This window comes from Mageeibacillus indolicus UPII9-5, from assembly GCF_000025225.2.
In the GTDB taxonomy this organism is placed as follows: domain Bacteria; phylum Bacillota; class Clostridia; order Saccharofermentanales; family Fastidiosipilaceae; genus Mageeibacillus; species Mageeibacillus indolicus.
Genome location: NC_013895.2, coordinates 637,763 through 659,070, shown reverse-complemented (window position 1 = coordinate 659,070; position 21,308 = coordinate 637,763). Strand labels below are relative to the sequence as shown.

At 42.4% G+C, this 21,308-nt stretch carries 17 protein-coding genes, 2 tRNA genes and 1 other annotated feature; of the genes, 5 read left to right on the top strand and 14 right to left on the bottom strand.

The window, feature by feature from the left end; translation table 11 throughout:
* Nucleotides 1-93 precede the first annotated feature (93 nt).
* From pheT to HMPREF0868_RS02980, 3 genes are all read right to left on the bottom strand, one after another.
* The gene (pheT, locus tag HMPREF0868_RS02990) at nucleotides 94-2,541 is read right to left on the bottom strand and encodes a phenylalanine--tRNA ligase subunit beta (RefSeq protein WP_012993221.1); all 2,448 of its coding nucleotides are present in this window, start codon (nucleotides 2,539-2,541) and stop codon (nucleotides 94-96) included.
* 11 nt (nucleotides 2,542-2,552) lie between these two features.
* Nucleotides 2,553-3,584 carry a phenylalanine--tRNA ligase subunit alpha gene (pheS, locus tag HMPREF0868_RS02985; RefSeq protein ID WP_012993220.1) on the bottom strand — a complete coding sequence of 344 codons (1,032 nt, stop codon included), beginning with the start codon at nucleotides 3,582-3,584 and terminating at the stop codon, nucleotides 2,553-2,555.
* A 44-nt stretch (nucleotides 3,585-3,628) separates the two neighbouring features.
* Nucleotides 3,629-3,800 (bottom strand) — a binding site (T-box leader).
* A gap of 76 nt (nucleotides 3,801-3,876) precedes the next feature.
* Complete coding sequence (locus HMPREF0868_RS02980; RefSeq protein ID WP_012993219.1) at nucleotides 3,877-4,263, bottom strand: methylglyoxal synthase; 387 nt, start codon at nucleotides 4,261-4,263, stop codon at nucleotides 3,877-3,879.
* Between the two features lie 322 nt (nucleotides 4,264-4,585).
* On the opposite strand from HMPREF0868_RS02980, the gene HMPREF0868_RS02975 reads away from it, so the two are divergent.
* Both HMPREF0868_RS02975 and HMPREF0868_RS07870 read left to right on the top strand, forming a co-directional pair.
* A tRNA-Pro gene (locus tag HMPREF0868_RS02975) sits at nucleotides 4,586-4,661 on the top strand.
* A gap of 141 nt (nucleotides 4,662-4,802) precedes the next feature.
* Nucleotides 4,803-5,786, top strand: coding sequence for a glycosyltransferase family 2 protein (locus tag HMPREF0868_RS07870; RefSeq protein ID WP_012993218.1), 984 nt, complete (start codon nucleotides 4,803-4,805; stop codon nucleotides 5,784-5,786).
* On the opposite strand, the gene HMPREF0868_RS02965 is transcribed toward HMPREF0868_RS07870, so the two are convergent.
* From HMPREF0868_RS02965 to HMPREF0868_RS02945, 5 genes are all read right to left on the bottom strand, one after another.
* Nucleotides 5,766-8,309 carry a YhgE/Pip domain-containing protein gene (locus HMPREF0868_RS02965; RefSeq protein ID WP_012993217.1) on the bottom strand — a complete coding sequence of 848 codons (2,544 nt, stop codon included), beginning with the start codon at nucleotides 8,307-8,309 and terminating at the stop codon, nucleotides 5,766-5,768. The genes HMPREF0868_RS07870 and HMPREF0868_RS02965 overlap by 21 nt on opposite strands.
* On the bottom strand, nucleotides 8,287-10,356 hold the full coding sequence (locus tag HMPREF0868_RS02960) for an efflux RND transporter permease subunit (protein ID WP_041705664.1): 2,070 nt from the start codon (nucleotides 10,354-10,356) through the stop codon (nucleotides 8,287-8,289). The genes HMPREF0868_RS02965 and HMPREF0868_RS02960 overlap by 23 nt, the downstream gene beginning before the upstream one ends.
* A gap of 348 nt (nucleotides 10,357-10,704) precedes the next feature.
* Nucleotides 10,705-11,898 carry a putative hydroxymethylpyrimidine transporter CytX gene (gene cytX / locus HMPREF0868_RS02955; protein WP_012993214.1) on the bottom strand — a complete coding sequence of 398 codons (1,194 nt, stop codon included), beginning with the start codon at nucleotides 11,896-11,898 and terminating at the stop codon, nucleotides 10,705-10,707.
* Nucleotide 11,899: 1 nt separating this feature from the next.
* Nucleotides 11,900-12,733 carry a bifunctional hydroxymethylpyrimidine kinase/phosphomethylpyrimidine kinase gene (gene thiD, locus HMPREF0868_RS02950; protein WP_012993213.1) on the bottom strand — a complete coding sequence of 278 codons (834 nt, stop codon included), beginning with the start codon at nucleotides 12,731-12,733 and terminating at the stop codon, nucleotides 11,900-11,902.
* A gap of 284 nt (nucleotides 12,734-13,017) precedes the next feature.
* On the bottom strand, nucleotides 13,018-13,941 hold the full coding sequence (locus tag HMPREF0868_RS02945) for a radical SAM protein (protein ID WP_012993212.1): 924 nt from the start codon (nucleotides 13,939-13,941) through the stop codon (nucleotides 13,018-13,020).
* A gap of 168 nt (nucleotides 13,942-14,109) precedes the next feature.
* Here HMPREF0868_RS02945 and HMPREF0868_RS07865 point away from each other — a divergent pair, with 168 nt between their 5' ends.
* The 3 genes from HMPREF0868_RS07865 (at nucleotide 14,110) to HMPREF0868_RS02930 (ending at nucleotide 16,131) form a co-directional block, all read left to right on the top strand.
* Complete coding sequence (locus HMPREF0868_RS07865) at nucleotides 14,110-14,544, top strand: helix-turn-helix domain-containing protein (protein ID WP_012993211.1); 435 nt, start codon at nucleotides 14,110-14,112, stop codon at nucleotides 14,542-14,544.
* Nucleotides 14,545-14,720: 176 nt separating this feature from the next.
* A complete protein-coding gene (locus HMPREF0868_RS02935; protein ID WP_012993210.1) occupies nucleotides 14,721-15,044 on the top strand; it encodes a S24 family peptidase in 324 nt (107 codons plus the stop codon).
* Between the two features lie 367 nt (nucleotides 15,045-15,411).
* Nucleotides 15,412-16,131: a hypothetical protein gene (locus HMPREF0868_RS02930; protein WP_012993209.1), complete on the top strand. Its 720-nt coding sequence runs from the start codon at nucleotides 15,412-15,414 to the stop codon at nucleotides 16,129-16,131.
* 383 nt (nucleotides 16,132-16,514) lie between these two features.
* Here the strand turns inward: HMPREF0868_RS02930 and HMPREF0868_RS08475 are convergent, their stop codons facing one another.
* The 6 genes from HMPREF0868_RS08475 to HMPREF0868_RS02910 form a co-directional block, all read right to left on the bottom strand.
* A complete protein-coding gene (locus HMPREF0868_RS08475; RefSeq protein WP_012993207.1) occupies nucleotides 16,515-16,670 on the bottom strand; it encodes a hypothetical protein in 156 nt (51 codons plus the stop codon).
* 33 nt (nucleotides 16,671-16,703) lie between these two features.
* Nucleotides 16,704-17,318, bottom strand: a complete 615-nt coding sequence (locus HMPREF0868_RS02925) for a class I SAM-dependent methyltransferase (RefSeq protein WP_012993206.1) — start codon at nucleotides 17,316-17,318, stop codon at nucleotides 16,704-16,706.
* Nucleotides 17,319-17,380: 62 nt separating this feature from the next.
* The gene (locus tag HMPREF0868_RS08750; protein ID WP_012993205.1) at nucleotides 17,381-17,509 is read right to left on the bottom strand and encodes a hypothetical protein; all 129 of its coding nucleotides are present in this window, start codon (nucleotides 17,507-17,509) and stop codon (nucleotides 17,381-17,383) included.
* Between the two features lie 379 nt (nucleotides 17,510-17,888).
* Nucleotides 17,889-17,964, bottom strand: a tRNA-Ala gene (locus HMPREF0868_RS02920).
* Nucleotides 17,965-18,186: 222 nt separating this feature from the next.
* Nucleotides 18,187-20,223 (bottom strand): prolipoprotein diacylglyceryl transferase, encoded by a 2,037-nt coding sequence (locus HMPREF0868_RS07860; RefSeq protein ID WP_012993204.1) that lies wholly within the window; start codon nucleotides 20,221-20,223, stop codon nucleotides 18,187-18,189.
* 24 nt (nucleotides 20,224-20,247) lie between these two features.
* On the bottom strand, nucleotides 20,248-21,243 hold the full coding sequence (locus HMPREF0868_RS02910) for a metal ABC transporter substrate-binding protein (protein WP_012993203.1): 996 nt from the start codon (nucleotides 21,241-21,243) through the stop codon (nucleotides 20,248-20,250).
* Between the last annotated feature and the right edge of the window lie 65 nt (nucleotides 21,244-21,308).

Below are 21,308 nucleotides of genomic sequence, written 5' to 3'. Positions count from 1 at the left end.
AATAAAAAAACGGCACAACAGATTATTTCTGTTATGCCGTCAATTGTTTCATATATCGCGCACAGCCCTCAACGCTGCGCATCAGAAGATTTTTTATTGCCGCAGTTCAGCATGCAAAGTTTCATGCAACGCCTCAATTATTCGATTCATTATCGGGTTTATCGCAGCATCATTAAGTGTTCCAGTCTGCGAACGGAATTTTAGACTGAAAGCAACCGACTTCTTATCATGACCCAAATTTTTGCCCTCATAGACATCAAATAACGCCAGTTCGGCCAGAAGGTCTTCAGAGTGAGCATAAATATTTTTTTCTATCTCTCCGACCGGAGTAGAACGGTCAACCACAACCGCCAAGTCACGCGTAACCGCCGGATACTTAGGCAAAGGTTTTTGCGTACGCTTAAAATTGTGCAATTCAACCACTGTTGCCAAATCGAGGAGCAAGACAGCGGTGCAGCGCGGTAGATCATATGTTTCAGCAATATCCGGATGCAGATAACCTATCAGGCCAAATGATTTACGATTGACAACCAAACTAGCTGAACGATAAGGGTGGAAGCAAGGAGCTTCCGCCGGAGCATTAACCTCACTCGACGCTGCTAGAGACAAAAATTCAACGTCCTTAATACCGGTTTGCTGAGAAATCTCTTCAACAATGTGTTTAAGTTCATAGAACAGCCGACCATTATCCTTAGCAGTCGTGTTGTCGTAAACAATTGCCGCCACCACTTCCCGTTCGTTAGGTAATTTCTGCCCATCTACCGGATGATAGCAACGCATTATCTCAAACAGACCGGCGGACTCCTCAGCTCTAGAGCTGTTATTATGAGCAATATTTAGCAAGGCCGGTAAAGGAGTTGTCCTAAGACAGGAAGTGTCTTCCGGTGCGTAACGGATTTTCAACATTTTCCGCAGCGGCGAATCAGGTGCCAAACCAAGTCTATCCGGTTCTTTCGCACTCATGAAAGAATATGTATAGGCTTCGTAAAAACCGGACGAAATCATAATTTCAGCTATCAGACGCTTAATATTAAGCTTAGTGCTACGGCCGCCGACCGTCGTTTCCGCTGCCGGCAGCAAGGTAGGCGGAATATTGTTATAGTCATGAAAACGGGCAACTTCCTCCGCCAAATCGGCAAAGCCTTCGAGATCCGGCCTAAAGCTCGGTGCGACAACATCAGCCGTCAAATTTCCCGAATCAACCGTCAAATTACAGCCTACAGCCTCCAACGTTGCGATCATTTCCGAAGTTGCCAACTGTAATCCCAAAAAAGTATTAACGCGATTAAAATCCAATTTAATATGTGGCTTCGTGGACGGCAGATTATTGATATCTATAAAATCAGATGAAACAAGGCCACAGCCCAACTTTTCGACCAATTCACAAGCACGTTTCAAAGCACGCAGCGTTTTCCATCCATCAACAATTCGTTCAAACCTAGCGGAAGATTCCGTCCTGATGCCCAAGGCACTCGCTGTTTGTCGCACCGAATCAGGCGCAAAACAGGCTGCTTCAAAAATCACCGTATCCGTACCCGGATTAATACAAGAATTTGCACCGCCCATTATACCGGCCAGTGCTACAGCCCCCGCTTTATCCGCAATGACAAGCATACTGTCATCCAAGACATATTTTTTGTCATCCAAAGTGGTAAAGGTTTCCTGCCCGGCGGCACGACGTACGGTAATTTCTCCCCCTCTAATACAATCAGCGGAGAACGCATGCATTGGCTGTCCCAACTCCAACATCACATAATTTGTTATGTCCACAATGTTATTTATCGGGCGGACCCCAGACATAGCCAAGCGACGCCGCATCCATAAAGGTGAAGGTTCAATTTTAACTTTATCAATGCGCACAGCACAATAGCGTGAACACAGGGCAGGCTCCGCAACCGTAACTTTCAAGGCATCCGAAGTCCTATTGAGACCGTCAGCTTTCACCTCCGGCTCCGGCAAATGGAATTCATGCCGGTAGGTTATGGCAGCTTCCCGCGCCAGACCTTCAATTGAATAGCAGTCCGGGCGGTTGGAAGTTATTTCAAATTCAATCGTTCCGCCCTCAAGTTTCAATGCTTTGAGTACCGGCTCGCCAAGAGCTAAGTCATCAGGCAAAATAAAGATTCCGTCAGTAACGGCTTCCGGAAACAATTCCGACATAATACCGAGTTCAGCCAAAGAGCAAAGCATGCCCTCAGATTTTACACCGCGCAACATGCCGGTATTAATTTGCTTGCCCCCATTAACATGTGATCCATCCAACGCAACCGGGACGATGTCATTGACCTTGACATTGGAAGCTCCAGTAACAATTTGTAAATTTTTTTGCTCGCCGACATTCACCTGACAAATAACTAACTTATCTGCATTAGGATGCCTCTCTATTGTTTCAATTCGACCAGTAACAACACCCGACACATCTTCCCCGAACCAAGTTACGCCTTCAACTTTAGAACCAGAAAGCGTCAGCCGATTGCAAAAATCATGTATATTTTCCGGAACATCGACCAGCTGCTTCAACCATTCAATCGGTGCTAACATATTGCCCCTCCTTATTTAAATTGCCGCAAAAACTGCAGATTATTTTCATAGAAATAGCGGATATCTTCAATATTGAATCTGGCCATCGCCGTACGTTCAACTCCTATACCGAACGCAAAACCGCTATAAATCTCCGGATCAATACCGGACTGCTCCAAAACCCAAGGATGCACCATTCCGGCCCCCAAGACTTCGACAAAACCTTCGCCTTTACAGGTTCGACAGCCATGCCCGCCACAACTCCAACAAGTAACATCAACTTCACAGCTAGGCTCAGTAAACGGGAAATGATGCGGCCGCAAGCGGATTTGCGTATCTTCGCCGAACAGCCTTTGCGCAAAAAGTTTCAATGTTCCCACTAAATCACTCATCGCAACACCTTTGTCCACAACCAGGCCTTCAATTTGATGGAAAATTGGCGAGTGCGTGGCATCAGGTGTATCGGGGCGATAGACTTTACCCGGAGCGATTATCTTGATCGGCGGCTTTTGTTGCTCCATAACACGTATTTGAACCGGAGAAGTTTGGGTGCGCAACAGAACGTCGTCAGTTATATAAAAAGTATCGTGCGCCGAACGGGCAGGATGGCCTTGTGGTATACGCAAACGGTCAAAATTGTAACTACTCAGCTCTACTTCAGGGCCTTCGACAACCGAATACCCCATGCCAATAAAAATAGTTTCAATGGCTTCGATTACTTTGCTAATCGGATGGGATGTAGCTTGCCTTTGACCTACACCTGGCATGGTGATATCAATCATTTCATCTTGCATTTGCTTCTTTTGAGATTCTTGACGTAATACATTCTTCTGCTTGTTTAGCATTATTTCAATTGCTGTCCTAATTCCGTTGGTTAGATCGCCAACCTTAGGCCGTTCTTCTGGACTCAATTTGCCCATACTACGTAAAACAGCCGTTAATTCCCCATTTTTACCCAGCAGTTTGACACGGATAGCCTCTAAATCGCTTAACGATTCGGCAGATTCTAAAGCTCTGTAATATCTTTCGCGCATCTCCTTAAGATGTTCTATTAAATCGGACATTTAAACCTCCCAGTGCTGATTTATCGCATAAAAAAACCATCCCTGTTCGGGACGGATTTACCGCGGTACCACCCGAGTTCCGGCTTAAGCCGGCGCTCATCGCATATATTGATACTCCGAAGTGAAATTCAGCTTTGATCCGGTAATGACTCACAGCACCGTCATCTCTCTGTAACCGGTCGGGCAAAACCTACTTGTCTTCATCAACATATCGTAACTAAGATAGCATAAAAAAGCCGGAATTTCAACAAATCCGGCCAATTCAACTTTCATGTCTAAAGCAGCGCAGCACTCAAATCAATTCGCGCCAATCCAGATCACCGCGGTCAATAGCCAAAACCAGTATTTCCGCTGATGCAAGGCTGGTCGCATACGGAATGTTATTATCGTCACAAGCCCGGAAAAGAACGTTGCAATCCTCATTATCCCCGAGTTGTGTATCGCGCAAATATATAATCGCATCCAATTCATTGTACATAGCCCGTGAAGCCAATTGCCCCATAGCTGCTACGCTGTTTCCAACCAATGCCGAAGCCGACAAGTTCACGTTAATTTCTAAAATACGCGATGTCGAAAAAAAAGAAACCAAGTCATGTTTGGCGAGTATATGGCTGTATGCGATACAAAAATTAACCAAAAGCTCGTTTTTGCGCGTATCCGCCAAAAGTGCGATTTTCATGTGATTAACCTCCAAATGTATCTATGACAATGATAATGATTTTTAGTTAATTTGACAAGTACTTTTGCGAAATTTAGCTAAAAGTTAGTTGAAATAAAGCAGATTTGTTCATTGGAAACATTTTATTAACACATTTTTTCTTTTTTCAATGGATTTTGGCAATCTTATTTATTTCTCCGGGTCGACGTAACATGTCTTCGAATGCAGCCGTCCATTCATGCCCAGTAAAAATTTTATATGCTCAACATCTATACTTTAGAGCTAAATTATTATTTTTTCCTCTTGCATAGTAACGTTAACTGTGTTAGACTTAACGAGCTAACGGGGTGTGGCTCAGGTGGTAGAGCGCTTGGTTCGGGACCAAGAGGCCGCTGGTTCAAGTCCAGTCACTCCGACCAAAAGAGCTTTGTAACCAAAGCTCTTTTATTATATCTTCTTTATGTTTATATATTGTCGGATCGGCCTATTTGCCCAACCCCAGACGGCCGTTGAATTGCGGCTCATCAACTCAATATTATGAACTGTAAGGATGCTTAATTATGGATAAATTTTCTGTCATTTTGGCTGCGTACAATACCGAAGAATTACTCGAAGAATGTATTCTTTCCGTCCTGCATCAAACCAGGTCGGTTGATGAATTTATCATTATCGACGACGGTTCAACCGATCGCAGTCCTGAACTAATTGATAAGTATGCCGCGGAATATCCTAACATTATCGTGTTCCATCAACGCAATGCCGGACAAGCGGCCGCAAGAAATGTCGGCCTCGCCCACGCCTCGGGCAACTACATAGGCTTTATCGACAGTGATGACTGGTATGATCCGAATTTCATTGAAGAATTGTACAACTGCTGCCAAAAAAATGGGGCAAGCATAGCTTGTGCATCAATGTCAGATTATTATAGTAAACAAAACGTCGTTAGACATGATTATGCTGCAAATACCGATCCTTTTAAAATCACCCCCAGCGTCTGCAACAAGCTTTTTCGGCGTAATTTAATCGGCGACTTAAGGTTTCAAGAAGGCCGTTGGTATGAAGATTTCGGTTTCTTTCATGCTTTGCTCAGTCGTAATCCGGTCATCGCCTACACAACAAGTACTACTTACAACTGTCATTGCCGGCCGGTTTCTACTATGTTTAACGATAACGCCCTCCAAAATTTAGACATTCTCTTTATTTGCAATTACATTGAGAGTCTATATCCCAAGCCGCTTCCGACAGCAATAAGAGAAAAATATGAGTATATCTATTTGGACACCTTGCTCATATCAACTATCAATCGCCTCGCCATCATGCACAATCGAGCAAAAAACAACGTTATCGCAACGATACGCTTATACGTAAAGAACAAGTTCCCCGACTGGGCAACATCACAGACTTTTCGCAATTTACCATTTAAACGCCGTATCATCGCTTATCTCAACGGTCACGGACTACATAAGATCAGTCGCTTAATTATCGGATTCAACGGCGTTATTAAACAATTACGGTCACCTAAACTATTTAAGGCCGAAAAGTGATTTCAGCCGTTGCCACAAAGTTTTGCTACCTGAAACATCTGGTTTAGGACTAACCGGCGCTTTAGCTGGTTCTTCACTCATAAAAACGAACTGCACGCTGCGGATCGTCAAATTGTGTTGGCTGATAAACGATTCCGCTTTATAGTTCTCCGGCATGAGATTAGCGGTAATTTTTTTCATCTCGCGCTCAATAATTGGGGACAGATCAGCGGTTTTATCAGCGGCAAGTTTGCTTCCATCAGCTAAGGCCGTTGCGCCGCCCGCCAATTTTGTCATGCCATCGTTCAATTTATCTACGCCGCCGGCGGCTTGGTTAACACCGTCTAGATAGCTGTTAAATCCACCATACAGTTGCCATGCTCCTTTTTCCGCTTGGCCAACACCGCTGTACATTAAGCCGAAATTAGCGTTAAGCTTAACCGCGCCCTCATGTAATCGTTCAGCACCGTCTGCCAATTTGCTGACACCTGACTTGAATTCTTTAAGCTTGTCTATTACTTCACTCAAGTTAAAGTCCTTATTTAAATACTTACGTAATTCACGTAGGTTGCCGAGAACCTCACTTATATCGTTACCGCCGTTTAGGTATTTGTCTACGGAATTTAACGTCTTCTCAACCTGTTTTAATAGTTCGTCGAGCGAAAACTTACTCATTTCATCGGAATTTTTTCGCAACTCGGAGCTTATGTTCCGTACTTTTGCCGCCATCGCTGTCAGTTTTTCTACTTTGGCATGTTCAGCCTGGCGCATTTTATTGCTTTCTTGGCGTTCAATTTTTACCGCTTCTTCTAACTTGCCCACTTGTTGTTCGATTTTAGCGATCAAAGCATTAATTTGCGGATCAATAGATTTTATTGTATGGGTAGCGTAGTGTTGCGTGTCCGTCTGAGATGGCTGTTCATTGAGCAGAGCTTTTGGTGCCTCTACCGGTGCCATCGCTTTGTCATTAGCAGGAACAGTATTGTTGACCTTTACCGCGCCCTGCTCATCCACTGCTACTGACTTTTCGTTACTATCTGACACAGATTTTTCGTTCGTTGCTGCCGGCTTATCACTAACCGCTGACGCAACTTTGTCATTTCCCGCTGCCGACTTCACCGTTATAGTAGTCGTTTCTGTGTTCGCCGCCACTTTCTGTTTCAGCTCATTCAACATACCCTTCAGCTCCGCCAGATCAGCATCAGCCGCCGTCGAGGTTACCACAGCTGCACCGGTCTTATCCGCCGTCTGCAAAGCATTCATTGCCGCTAAGCTATTATCCAACTCCGAAAGTTTGGTTTGCCATGCATTTAAGTTTTTGGCCCAATTTTTTAGATCCGGTAACCGCTCAGAAACAGTTTTCTTCATTTCCCGTAGACTCGCATTATCCGGCGGTAAAAAATCGCCCAAAACTTTCTTTAAATCATCAATTATTCTTTTGATAGTCTTACCCAATTTGTCCAAATTTTCCGGAGAAACAACTTTATCCAGTTCATCATTCATCATACGAATGCCGCCGGCAAGTTCTCCGCTGCCATCAGCCAGCTGCTGCAACCCGTCAGAAAATTGACCCATGCCATTATCTAGCGTATTAAGGCCGTTCGCCAAACTATATATGCCGTCGGATATTTTATAACCGTTATCAGCCAAGCGATGCATACCATCATCCAATTCAGCAACACCATTTTGGCCTTCATTTATCCCATCCGCAAGTTGCCTCATACCATCGGCAAGCTGCGCTAGACCCGTGTGCAAAGGAGCAAACTGTTTGGCTATCTCTTTCGCGTTAGGCAGCTTAATTCCCGGGTCAAGTTTATATGGTATGCCGGCTATTTGTACTGGTTCAATTTGCCATTTTTCGCCTTTAGCATTAATTACGTATTTTGCATCCGTGTTCGGGAACAATATATAATTCAACTGTTTTTTGCTCCCAGCAAACGACGGTGTGGCTTGTGCTGCATTAATAATTTCAACATTTTCGCCATGCAGCTTTACCGTTGTCTGAAGCATAAAAGATCTATGGAAACGAGCAAACTCTTTTTCAGATTTGTTACGCTTTATCTCAATCATTATCGTAAGTTGTCCGTCATGATCAACTATATCCTGCGGTGCCATATCTTTGCCATTTAGGCGATAAGTCAGCTTAAAATCCCATGGCATAGGTCTACGCCCCAAGTTGCCTTGGTAGAAAAATGCCCCAGGTTTTCCTTTAAAAACAACACGATCGCCTTGACGTTCTAAATCTCGCTGGTCAGTCAAGTTAATTACCTGGTCATAAATACCGTAGTCAACCACCGAGCGTTCTTGCTTGATGAGAAAACGATTAACCGCATAGGCATTAGTTAAAGTACCGTCCGTTGCCAATTTGGCATATATAATTTCATCTTTTTCGGGTTGGTTTTCCGTTTCCTTTTTCACTGCAGCCGCTTTGCCGCCATATTCAGCCCAAACTGTAAAGCTACCGATCTGGCTGAATAAAATTATCAAAGCCACAGACACAGATAAAGATTTATTTAACAATTTATTTTTTAAATTGATACGCATTTCTCATCTTCCTTCCTATAAATCCCCCTCGGGCAAACCTGTCAAAGTAGTAGAGGAACCCCGGCAAAAATACTAAAACGTTCAGTAATGATAAAAATGCTCCTCGAGCCAAAACTGTGCCAAGTTCACGAATAATATCCATAGATGATACGGTACTCAAAAAAATTCCGGCAGCAATTAGAATCATTGCCGGAGGCAATAGACTTGGAGCTGTCTGTCGAACTGTCTCAAGCAAAGCTTGTCGTTTGGAATACTTTTGACGCAATTCGATGTAGTTTTGCACAAACAGGATGCCGTAGTCTACAGTTGCACCAAGCTGTACAGTGCTAATCACCAAATAACCTATAAAGCTTAAGCGCAGATCTTCAAAATACGGTACAGCCAGATTTATCCATATAGAACTTTCAATAGTCAGCAAAAGCATGAGAGGGATTGACCATGATCTAAAGGCCGCCACCAAAACTAGCCCAATGGCCAAAATGGCCAAGCCGTTGACAATAAGTGTATCCCGACTGACCGTATTACGCATATCCAGCATGCTGGCAGCTTCGCCAGCCACCGTAGCGGAATCTCCAAACACTGCCTTGGTCTCCGCCTTAATGCGGCTCATCACCTCAAAGGTCTTTTTCCCTTCAGCCGGCATAGATGTGGTCAAAATAAGGCGGGCGTAGTGCGGGGAAAGTAACTGACTCAATTTTTTCGGCGGCACAAAATCCTGGGGTATTGCCCGGCTTACTTGATTGTTATAGCTGATTATCGAAGTAATTTCCGGAATTTTTTGCAATTTCTGTTCAAGCTCGTTCTCCTTAGCCAAGTTGCCGCGCGGCACGACGACGGCCAGCTGTTTTGCTTTGCCGAAAGCTTCGGTGATAACTTCCCGGTCATGTGCTTCCCGTGAATTGTCTTTTAAGCCGTCCATACCATAGCGAAAATCTAAATTAGACTGAGCCAGATATGCTGGAACCGCCAATAAAAAGACCAAAATCAGGAAAGGCAGACGTAATTTCAGCACAACCTTTGAAAAAATATTGAATTTTGGCAAAAGAGGGCGATGCTGCAGCTTAAAAATCAACTTTCCTGTAAGCATGATCAAAGCCGGGAAAAATATTATTACCGACAATAGACTGAATAATACACCTTTTGCCAATACTATACCTAAGTCAGCCCCGATGCGGAAACGCATAAACAGCAGAGCCAAAAATCCGAATATAGTGGTCAATGACGACGACAAAACAGCAACACTTGCCTTCGGCACAGCGGCAATCAAAGCTTCACGATCCCCCATTCCAGCTTGCTTGTATGATTCATACTTATGCAGTAGGAAAATAGCATAGTCCATAGAAACCGCCATCTGCAAAATTGGTGCAACCGAATTAGTAAGGAATGATATATTTTTAAAAAATATATTTGTTCCCATATTAAGGAGAACCGCAAAAAGTATGCACAGCAAAAGCAGCACTGGCTCAACAAATGAAGTCGTGGCCAAGGCCAGAATTATCAAAGCCGTCGGCAAAATCAACCAAAATATTTTCATGATCTCATCAGCTGAACTTTTTTGTGCGGCCGCCAAATTGACCAAATCGCCGCTTACAGCTCCGTTTTTGCCAGCCAAAGCTTGCAAAGCCGCTGTTGTACCCAGGCTGTCAGCCGTAGAAGCCGTTACAATAAATCGAGCTCCATTATCTTTATAGAAATTATTTAGTAGGTCTGACGGCGCAAGCTCAAGCGGTTTGCTTATATCCCAGCTGTCGTCAAGCCAATAGACGGCCTGCACCCCCGGGATTTCTCTGAGCCGTTCTTTCAAACTGACGGCCTGTTGCAAATCAATATCGGGCATGTAGAAATCAGCATTAGGTATACCGCTGCCAAATTCATCCCGCATAATCTTGATGGCTCGCGTTGAATCTGCATCACTCGGTAAGTATTCAACCAAATTATAATTAACTTTGACGGTCAAAGTCATGGCTAAGCAAGCTATTGCCACTACTAAAGACAATATTAAAACCAGCTTATATCTTTTAGTAATTATCTCAGCCACTTTGCGCATAAAACTTACCTTCAGAACTAACAAATATATATTCAATTCATGGTTAAATTATACCGACAGGCGCAAAAAAATTCATGACTTTTTGATGAATTTACGGGAAACTAGGTTTAATTTATTTGTTTTACAAAATAGTTAGGCGATATTCAATTAATAAATTAGCTACTGTTATGTATACGAACTAATTGATAATAAAACGCGGCAGTAAATTGTTAATTTCTCATCTTATTTGAAACAACAATTTACTGCCGCTTACTATCAGTGCTGAGCTCCAGTACTAATCTACAGTACTTATTTACTGTCCTGGTGTCAGCGATATATTACCGCTGATGCAATTGCTCCATGCGTCGGCTACATCGTCTGTCCGGCCGGTTTAATTATTTTGTGCAAAACAATCGTAACGATTAATGTTACTACCACTGCCGGCAAAGTACTTCCTATCGACAAATCCAAATTCATGAACCAACGATAGACACCGAATCCGATTAGCCAAGCTGCCAAACCTACCCAGTCAAACTTTTTGCTGCCACAGCTATGACGTAAAATATAGAAATCTGCAATTTGCACAGCAGCCATCGGGGCGAATACCGACCCTATATAATATAAAAATTCGGTTATATCATCCATAGGATAACAAATCGCGCCTATCGTTCCGATCACAGTCACTCCCAGGGCTATCCATTTACCGTTAACTTTAGAAAGTACCGATTCGCTTGTAATACCGGCGGAAAAGGCATCGAGAAAAGTAGTTGTAACAGTAGAAAAAATTATAATAAGCAAACCAACAATACCAAGACCAGCTTTCAACATTATCTTGGCAATGTCAGACTCAGTAGTCAGGATAGCCGCTCCCATACCGATGAAGTACATCCAACAACTTACGATGCTGTACGACAAAGTACTGACTAAAGTTGCTTTATTGCCGGAAACCGCTTCACGTGTGTAATCACTGATCAAAGGCAACCAAGACAATGGCATTGCTATAGCCAGCTCAACCGCGGCTCCAAAACTCATGGCTTCACCCGATACCGCCGTTCCTCCTATGGCATTATCTATAAATATTACTTTACTCAATAACAAAGTCAAAATGAACAGGGCAACCATGGCCACGGTACTGATCTTGCCAGACCTAAATATATCAGCCGCAATCCAAATCAGAATAAGGGCACCAATAACTATACTCCATAACCAGCTGCCTACTCCAAGGACTTCATTAGCCGCCAACGACCCATCATAAATCATGATTGCCGTCCAGCCAACTAGCTGAATGAAATTCAAAATGGCAAATAACTGCCCACCCTGTTGACCAAAACTACGTTTAACAATTTCCATCGAACTTGAACGAATTTTTCCACCCATTAGTCCGACTAAATAAAAAAGTATTCCACCGATTAAATGTCCCAGCAATATGGCCATCAATCCTGTTTTCCAACCAAGCGGCGCAAAATATGTGCCGGTAATAATTTCAGCAATTGAGACGCCGGCTCCGAACCAGATAAGTCCATTATCAAGCAACGAGGTGCGTTTTGTTGCAGTTTCACTCATATTAGTTATCCTCACTTTTCATGTCTGCTTTGGTAGCAGCAAAATAACCGGCTATATTAAATCCGTGGTTAAGTGGCCCAGCCCCATGGCCAAGATTCAAGCCATCTGCCAAAGCCGCTGAAATGTATTCCTTGGCCCTTTTTACCGACTCAAGCAGGGTGAAGCCCTTGGCTAAGTTTGCGGCGATAGCACTTGATAATGTGCAACCTGTACCGTGTGTATTCGGATTGTCGATCCGTTTGCCGCGCAACCATTGGCTGTTTTTATTATCAGCGCCATAATAATAGTCGTCAGCATCGCAGAGATTATGTCCACCCTTGCACAAAACGGCGCAGTTATAGGCACTGCCGATTTTTTCTGCCGCTGCAACCATTGCATCGGCTGATTCAATTTGCAGGCCGGATAAAATTTGCGCCTCGGGAATATTCGGAGTAAGAAGTGTTGCCAGAGGGAACAATTCCGATTTCAGGCAAGCAATGGCGTCGTCGTCAATCAACTTGGCACCGTTCGTGGCGACCATCACCGGGTCAACAACGATGTACTTCGGCCGATATTCGCGTAACTTTTTGCCGATCATTTTAATCAGGTCCGTTGAGGAAACCATGCCTATTTTCACTGCATCCGGGAAAATATCGCTAAACACCGCGTCAAGTTGTTGGCCTAAAAATTCGGCCGTCGAGTTCATAATGCCGGTAACTGCCAGGGTATTTTGTGCTGTCAAGGCCGTAATCGCACTTGTGGCAAAAACCCCATTGGCTTGCATCGTCTTGATATCCGCTTGAATACCGGCGCCTCCGCCGGAATCGCTACCGGCGATTGTTAATGCTGTAAACATAAATGCTCCTTTCGAATTCAACATCATTTTCTTAAGCGACATAAGGTGGTGCCCCCGGTATGCCGCTGCAGCAATATCTACATCGATTAGGAGTTCACAAACTGAATAGCACTCAAACGAGTGCGCAATAAATCATTTTCCCTACGTTGGCATTATCCAAATCAGGTTATGGGTCTAGAACGCATCTACTCTCAGCCGATTAAAGCTCCCCTTCAATGTATCATTTATTCTAACGCAAAAATTTCTTAAGGTAAATAGTGATTCGGATGCCCGACCGCGTCAATTTATTTTAGAAAGTCTTTAACGTGCCAACTGTAGAAATCCGGGATAAAACTTTCCGAAGCAGCTTCACCTTCCTGAACAAACGCATTTATTATGTCTTTATCCACACAAAAATCAACCCATTTTTCGTAATCGGCCATATCTATTTTTCGGTTAATTTCATTACAAGAATCCGGTATGTTGAATGGGGTAAACTGGCTCATTAGGCTGAGATATATGGCATCGCCGTAGGTAGCATGTAAATAATTCATAATCTGACAAGCTTCATCCAAGCGACCAGGTAGCAGCAGATGGCGACAAATTATACCCGACCGCATTATCCCGTCTGAAGAAAATTTGCACGGCCCGACTTGACGCACCATTTCGGCTATAGCATTTTTAGTCGGCTCAACATATTTACTTATACCAGAGTAACGAGCAGCCGTACTGTCTGACCAATATTTAAAATCAGGCAAATAAATATCAATCAATCCATCTAACAGCTTTAGTGCTTCCGCCGATTCGCAGCCAGAGGAATTGTAAACAATCGGTAAACTTAACCCCTGCCGTTTTGCCTCAGGTAAAGCAATCAAAAGATGCGGAATATAGTGAACCGCTGTAACAAGATTTATGTTATGAGCACCAAGTTCCTGCAGGCGTAAAAATATAGACACAAGTTGTTCTATAGTGATCTCTTCACCGGCTTTACCACCGGAAACCGGTCGGTTTTGGCAAAAAACACAACGAAGTGGGCAACCTGAAAAAAATACTGTTCCTGACCCCCGTTCGCCGGAAAGTGGCGGTTCTTCCCACATATGTAGGCCGGCACGGGCAACTTTTAACGTAGAATTCATGCGGCAGCGACCTTTATTTCCGGCCAGTCTATCAATTCCACAGTCGTTCGGGCACAACTTGCATTCTTTGTATAAATCTAATTGTTTAAACAAACTATAGCCTCGTCTTTCCACAAATATAAACGAATAAATAAACGTATTAATTAGTTTATTAAACGCATAAACTAATTAATATTTTTAAAAGATATTGAACCTTTATTGTTAATTTATTATTATCAGCACAAGAACGAATTATAAAAGTTTTCGATGAAGGAGGCAATGATGGGACGAAATAAGTTATCAGATTTTGATAAACATTTGAGAAGAGAAATAGCGACTAATTTAAATTATCTCATGAAAGATATGACTCAAAAACAACTTTCTGAGCTAACCGGCATACCTGCCTCAACTTTATCAGGGTATCTTTCGTTTCGTTCAACTCCCAATGCGGAGCAAATTAAAAGAATTGCTGAAGCCTTGAACGTGGATCATAAAGATATCGATCCTCGTAGTAAATCATCTGAAGAAGAGCATGAAGAATTGACCAAGCTTTTAGAGCATAAATTCGCATTTGATTTGGCAATCAAGACCACCGTAAAATTAATGTGTGAGTTAAATTCTGTCGGCAGACAGTTGGTTTTGCAGCAAGCACAACTGTTAAAATTAACCGGTAGATACGATGTTTGTTCTTTAATGCGGCAAGATCAGTCTGAATAAACACATTTCTGGATAAACAAATAACTCTGCCTGGACAAGAAAATATTGATAACAAGCTGAGTGGAAGCAATGATGATTGCAGTTTTGCATCACCGGAACCGTACCTAGATTCAAGAAACAACAGATTGATAAATGCCGGAATAAGCATAGACACAATATCGGCGCGCAAAGTAACTATGCCGGAAAATGCAAGCGGAAAATCAGATTTCGATTCACGTGTACCAGTTTACGACTATACCACTCAAAATTTCAGTGAATCTATGGAACCGACAGTTGCAAAAAATGATATCGCTTTGATCAGACGTGAGTTTGCTAGGACAGATAATGAGATATATTTAATTGATATTGAAGGTTATGCGTTCATCAGACGCATTGTTTTTGGTGATGAGCGCTTGGTTTTAAGGTGCGATTGCCCAAATTGGCCTGCGCACGTAGTCACCGGTGCAGAACTGGACTATACCACGGTATTGGGAAAGGTGGTCGGATGGGTAAAGCCTTAACGCGATGAAGATTGAGTGCATATAAAGCGGCTGTATCTGAAATGCCGGAAGCATGCAGACAGTTTGTCATAAAATCTAAAAGTAAAACCCCCTAGAATTTTGGCAGAGCTAGATCTTTTACTTACAGCCGACTGCATAGAATTGGAAGTGGCCGTATCCTAGAGCGGCACTCTCCTTCATTGAAACGATGCAATTTAGCTACAGTCGTTTTTTATACACTCAATCAATCACTTGGATTCATCATTTTATCAATCATTTTATCAATCATTTTAATCATTTACTTCACTGGACGCACAAGTTAAAAGAACATTGCCGTATTGTATAATTTGAAAAAGGGTTAATTACAGATTAATTGGAGGAGTTGAATATGAGTTTTAAAATTAGGTGCGATAGGGATACCGCAATCAATATTTTAACATTTGCGTCTTGGTTAAAATTGATGAAATGGTGTTTAATTTTTGTTCTTGGTTTTTTTGTCATCATGATTGGTACATCATTTTTAGTTCCTGATTTACTTTACATTTGGCTTGGATCTGGACTTAAAATCGGGTCTATTTTAAGTTCGCACTTTTCAACTTGGTGGCTTACTTTTTTTGCAGTTTTGCTTATTGAAGGAATTATCACGGTTGCTTATGTAGGCCTTTTTACCCTGCTTAATAAGTTTTGTTATTTGCTGAGCAGATTGTTGAATCTTTTCATATCTTTTGTGGGTTGCTACGGATTTGTTCCAATGTTTGCCCTCGAATTTGTGAAAATTTTCAATTCTAAAGCAGATAAAATCATAGTGTTTACAAGTCCTACTGCGAATACCGTCGGATTTATCATTTTATCAATCGTTTTAACATATGCTAGTTGGTGGGTGCGAATAACGGCGTTTAATTATATATACAGCCATTACTTTGATAAGAACAATGAATACGAATATGAGCGTGTGTCTCTTTGGAAAACATGTAAGGAATTATATGAAAAAACGAGATATGGTATTATGTGGATGATAGATGTTGTAAACAAAAATAAAAATAAAACATCTACTGAAACCGAGGTATCAGTTGTTGATCAGGAAAGTAAAAATACAAGTGAAGTATAATGAATAAAAGTAAAAACAACTTTTTAAGCGGACTATAAGTAGTCCGCTTTTTTTATCTAAGTGGGAAAAGGAGAATTTATGGCGACAACAGAAGACATTGCAGAGAAGCTTTTTAATGATACTATGAGATTTTTATTTAAATTCAATGCAGATTTAAGCAGACTTTCATTTGGCGGTTAAATCATGATAAAAAATTGTATGGTTGCTGGCAACAGCAGCCATACAATATTCTTCTTGTTGGAAAATAAATCATATACTAATAGAATTTCAGCCTATGGGTGCAAATTGATATCCGTGGGTGCAATCCAAAGGGTGTGGGTGCAGCCCCATTTTCTGCATTTTGATAGAAGCATTTCCATAATTTAGATAAACAACCCGAAAAATTATCTTCCTATCAACCCAGTAATCAAAGCTTGGATCGCAGCAACAAAAGGAAAAAGATTAGTGTAGCTCAGTAAGATTCCCAATGCTGTAGTAAAAATAAGAACTCCGACAAAAATCGGGCCAACTCCCCATTGGCTCATTTTTTGTTCACTCAAGCAAGACTCACCCCATCTGCACTTTGAAAAATGTTATAAAGTTTTTTCACACAGGATGGCAAGCCAATGTTTGTCTGTGTGAAATGCTCTTATATTAGAAAATCCGGCCTTTTGAAGTCTCTTTGTCAAGTCGCTCTCCTTATAAATTTTTAGTCCTTCGACGATATTCATCCATTTGTCCTGCTTGGGATTAGTTCCGTCCACCTCATTGACAATAAGAAATGTTCCACCCTTTTTTAACACGCGGAATACTTCTTGAAAGCAGTTTTCAAGCCCGGGCCAGAAATAAACGGTCTCGAAAGCGGAAACTGCATCAAAGGTATTTTCGGCAAAAGTCAAACGGGAAACATCGCCCTCAACAATTTGACAGCGATTCTCTGAAATGGCTTTTTGATTGTATTTTTGTGAAGCAGCTACGCTTACAGGAGAGTGGTCTAATCCTGTTATATGACCTTTTGGACAGCGCTTTATCCAGCTTGCCACATTCGATCCGCCACCGCAACCTATGTCAAGGACAGTTGCAGACGAAGGAATATTAACATGAGAGAAGCCCCATTCAGCTACTTTAGCATGCCCAATATTCATAAGTTTAACCATCAACTTTCCTCCAAAGCCGATGGGTTTTGCTGTGTTTTGAAAAAATCCCATAAATTCTCCTTTATCATAAAACTTCAACTTCTGACGGGTTTGTTTTATTATTTTTATTTAATTTATTGACTATATTTACCATTCCCGATAATGTCGTCAACGTAAGTTTTCATTCCATTTGCTGACGAAAGCATCGGATGGATCAGCAGAATGACATCTTTCTTTTCGCTGTTCCAATCATGCATAATCATATTCAATCACCTCAAATTTTAGTTAAGCAAGTCTAACATATAATACTGTATTATAACACACTTTACAGACTACATATTGAACAAATTTTGAACTGGCAGACGAGTTTTACCTTGCCGTTCTGCGAATTCACAGCCTGTGCCGCATGTATAAAGGATGCTATTTGATTCCTCCGTAAAGCAAGTCAAACGATATACCCACAAAGCAAACTTTTACTTTTAAACCTAACCTCGCAGACCGCCGAAAACAAGAAAAGCCCGTCCCGAAATCAACCTCAGGGCGGACTGCTTTATGCCTTAAAATGATTAAATTCCCTGCAATCAAGGCTTTTCAGCAATAAAAAAGGAAGCACACTTTTCTATCAAAATATGCTTCCTTACTTGGTGGAGATGAGGGGGATCGAACCCCTTACCTCTTGAATGCCATTCAAGCGCTCTCCCAAATGAGCTACACCCCCAAGGACTCGTTTATTCTAGCACTTTAATTTCTCTTTGTCAAGAGATTTAATGACTTCGACCACGTAAATTATGAGACACAAATGATAATGTCCTGATATACCACAAATGAAAATGTCCTGATCTGCTTCACATTTTCTTGCAAACGAAAGAGCGAAAATCGTTGCCGATCTTCGCTCCAATCCAGTTGCTGAACATTAATTTACCGTAAAACAATTGTCTAGCTAGTTGTTTGAATCATTTTCAGATGGAGTTTCACTTGGTTTGCCGTCAGGTGCAGGTTCAGATGAAACAGCGGGCGATCCATTATTAACTTCAGCTTCTTTTTCCATTTCTTTGTTGCTATTTGCTGAATTGCTTCCTTCAACGGGCTTTTCTTTTACCGGGGCAGCAGTTTCACTGCCGGGTGCCGGCTGTTGCTCAGGCTTGTTATTATTTTGGCTGATCTCCGGCTGTGCCGGCACTGCTCCGGCCGCATTACCAGCCGTGCTGGCATTATCTCGGGAGTGGTCACCAGGAGCAACGTGGCCATTCTCTGTAGGTGCAGCGGTAGATTCGCCATTTGTGATCTGGCCATCATTGTTTTCTGCAGGCTTGGCAGGTTTGGCTGGCGTAGTAGCTGGATCGACAGCATTATCAGGTTTGGCCACTGCTTTAAGTTTTGGGGCCTCCGGCAATGAAGCTCCGTCCGCCACCGTAACGACGCCGCCGCTAACTTTCAAGCTTGTCGCTTCAACTGTAATAGAGTCACTTTCGTATTTGTCTTCTGAGAAGTATACGTAGAAAGTCGCCCCAATATTCAAGACATTCTCACAGCCACTGTAGTGCTGCTTGAGGAACGCTATCTTTAGATCGGTATTGGCTGAGTCGATATCCGCCTCTTTCACCTTCTCCTCCTGCTTTCTCATTTCTTCCTCGTAGTCACCAACCGTTGCATCTGGATACAGTATTTGGGCATCACAGTATTCAATACCAGCCGGGTCACCGTTAGCCTTATACAAATGCCAGTGTGAACCATGCTTAAGTATTCTTGTTATGCGGTTCGGATCATTCGGATCTTGGGGAATCGCAGTTAAAGAGCAATCACTGTCATTTTCGTGGTTTTCACCCTTGCCGTGTTTTTCTTTCTCGTAGTCGCCGATAGTGACGTCAGGACAATTCTGCTTGATTTCATCGTCATTACTGTCAAAAATGATGTATTCCTTCCCATTTGCATCATATACATGATAGTGGTCTTCATGTTTTAAAATTTTAACGATGCCCTTTTCCTTCATCTGAGAAGGTTTGATCGGATAAATTCGTTTAATATGCGGTTTCACCGAGCTGTGCCCACCGGATGAACCCTCGCTGCCAGCGCTGCCGCTATCATCACTATCCTGGTATTGAGGTGCCGGAGCTGGAGTCGTACCATGGCCGCCGTGACCACCATGACTACCGTGACTGCCGTGGTACACACCTACGCTTGCGTTAGGATACATGGAAGTCGGATCATCGTAAGTGATAAATTCACTTCCATCGGCTGTGTACACGTGCCAATGGTCGCCGTGCCGCAAAATCTGAACTACATCATCGCCTGACCTTCCCGATGTGGAAGCACCTACACCATATCCACCGTTTATTTCTTCGCCATAATTACCTCCCCGCATTGAAAGCTGGATATTATTGGCATTATTTTGCCCGTGGCCATGACCATGCCCGTGACTACCAACATATTTCGTGATTGTAATATTGGGGAAAGCAGCGGAAGGATTTTCATAAGTGATATATTCCGTGCCATCAGCCGTATAGCAGTGATAGTGATCGCCGTGCTTTTTGATGACCGTGATCGGCAACTCACGCAGTTGATCCAAACTTATTACGCTGACAAATTCAAGCCGTGGGGCAGACTGATTTAGCCGAGAATTTTTTCCAGCCGAAATTTTTGCAACTTTTTTCAACAAATTAGGATCGGTATAAGTTATTCTTTCGCGACCGTCTTTGGTAAAAACATGCCAATGATCCCCGTGTTTCACGATCTTTTTGATATCCTCGAAATTTATCTCATTGTCGATCAAAACTTCAGTTGTTTTATCTTGAGCATATTTGGTTTGTTTTTCAACAAACACGTCCGCTTTGTCCGTACCAGCATCCGACTTAGCGGCGGTTACCTCGACTTGAGAGCCAACACTTTTTTCATTTGAAACCTTTTTGGGAACAGCACATGAAGTTAAAGCAAGGCTCATGGCCACAAATATCGATAAAACTCTTATTTTATTATTCATAAATCCTCCTGTCCTTTTATCCGCTTACTCTGCCAACACCGTTGCCAAGGTCTGTAAATTTAGTTCCATCAATTTAATATAGCCAAGTTCGGTTTCTTCCGGCGTCAGGTTTTCCAAAGTGTAAATCGTGCCCGTCTTGGCACCTGTATTATCGGCCAATGTTTTCGCAACCTTAGGCGTCGCTTTCCCTTCGAAAAGAATAGTCTTAATTCCATGTTGTTTTACAAAGTCCGCAATCTTTTTTAATTGGGCGGCTGTCGGCTCATCTTCCGGAGATATTCCGGTAACAGCAATTTGCTTCAAGCCGTAATCGTTGGCCAAATAATTGAATGCAGCGTGTGAAACAATAAAATACTTGTCTTTTTTCTTGATTTTGCCGAGCTCAGTGGTGAATTTTTCGTCCAAAGCCTTGAATTCTTTTAAAGATTTTTCAAGGTTTTCTTTATAGTAGTCATTGTTCTGAGGGTCAATACTACTTATTTTACGATAAATCGTGTCAAGCTGTTCCATAGCGTTTTTTACGCTTAGCCATGTGTGCGGATTAACAGCTTCATGTTTGCCGTCATCCAAATCAGATTTGTTTTCCAGCAAGGTCAAGCCCTGTGACAAATCTAAGAAACGTTCGTCTTTTTTCATTGAATTCTTCAAGGTTGGGATAAAGTTTTCCATACCGGCACCGTTATAAACAATTAAATCCGCTTTAAGCAAATCTTGCATGTCACTGGCCTTAAGTTCAAAATCATGCGGTTCTTCGCTTGTCTTGATCAGCATCTTAACATTCATCTTGTCGCCAACAATCCTTTTGGTTAGATCATAAACCGGATAAAAGGTTGTATAAACAAGCGGTTTTTCCGAGGTTCCTGCATCCGACTTTTTCGATGAATCAGCGTTTGACGCGGCTGTAGCTTCCTTCGATACAGCACCATTACCGGCAGGAGTGGAGCACGATGCAAGGCTAAACGGCAGAACAGTTACAAGCGCAGCAGATAAAATTAATGAAATCAATTTTTTATTATTCATAAATACCACTTTCTATATATTTTTATTAGCCTATATTCACCGGACCGGCGTCAATCGGCTTTTCG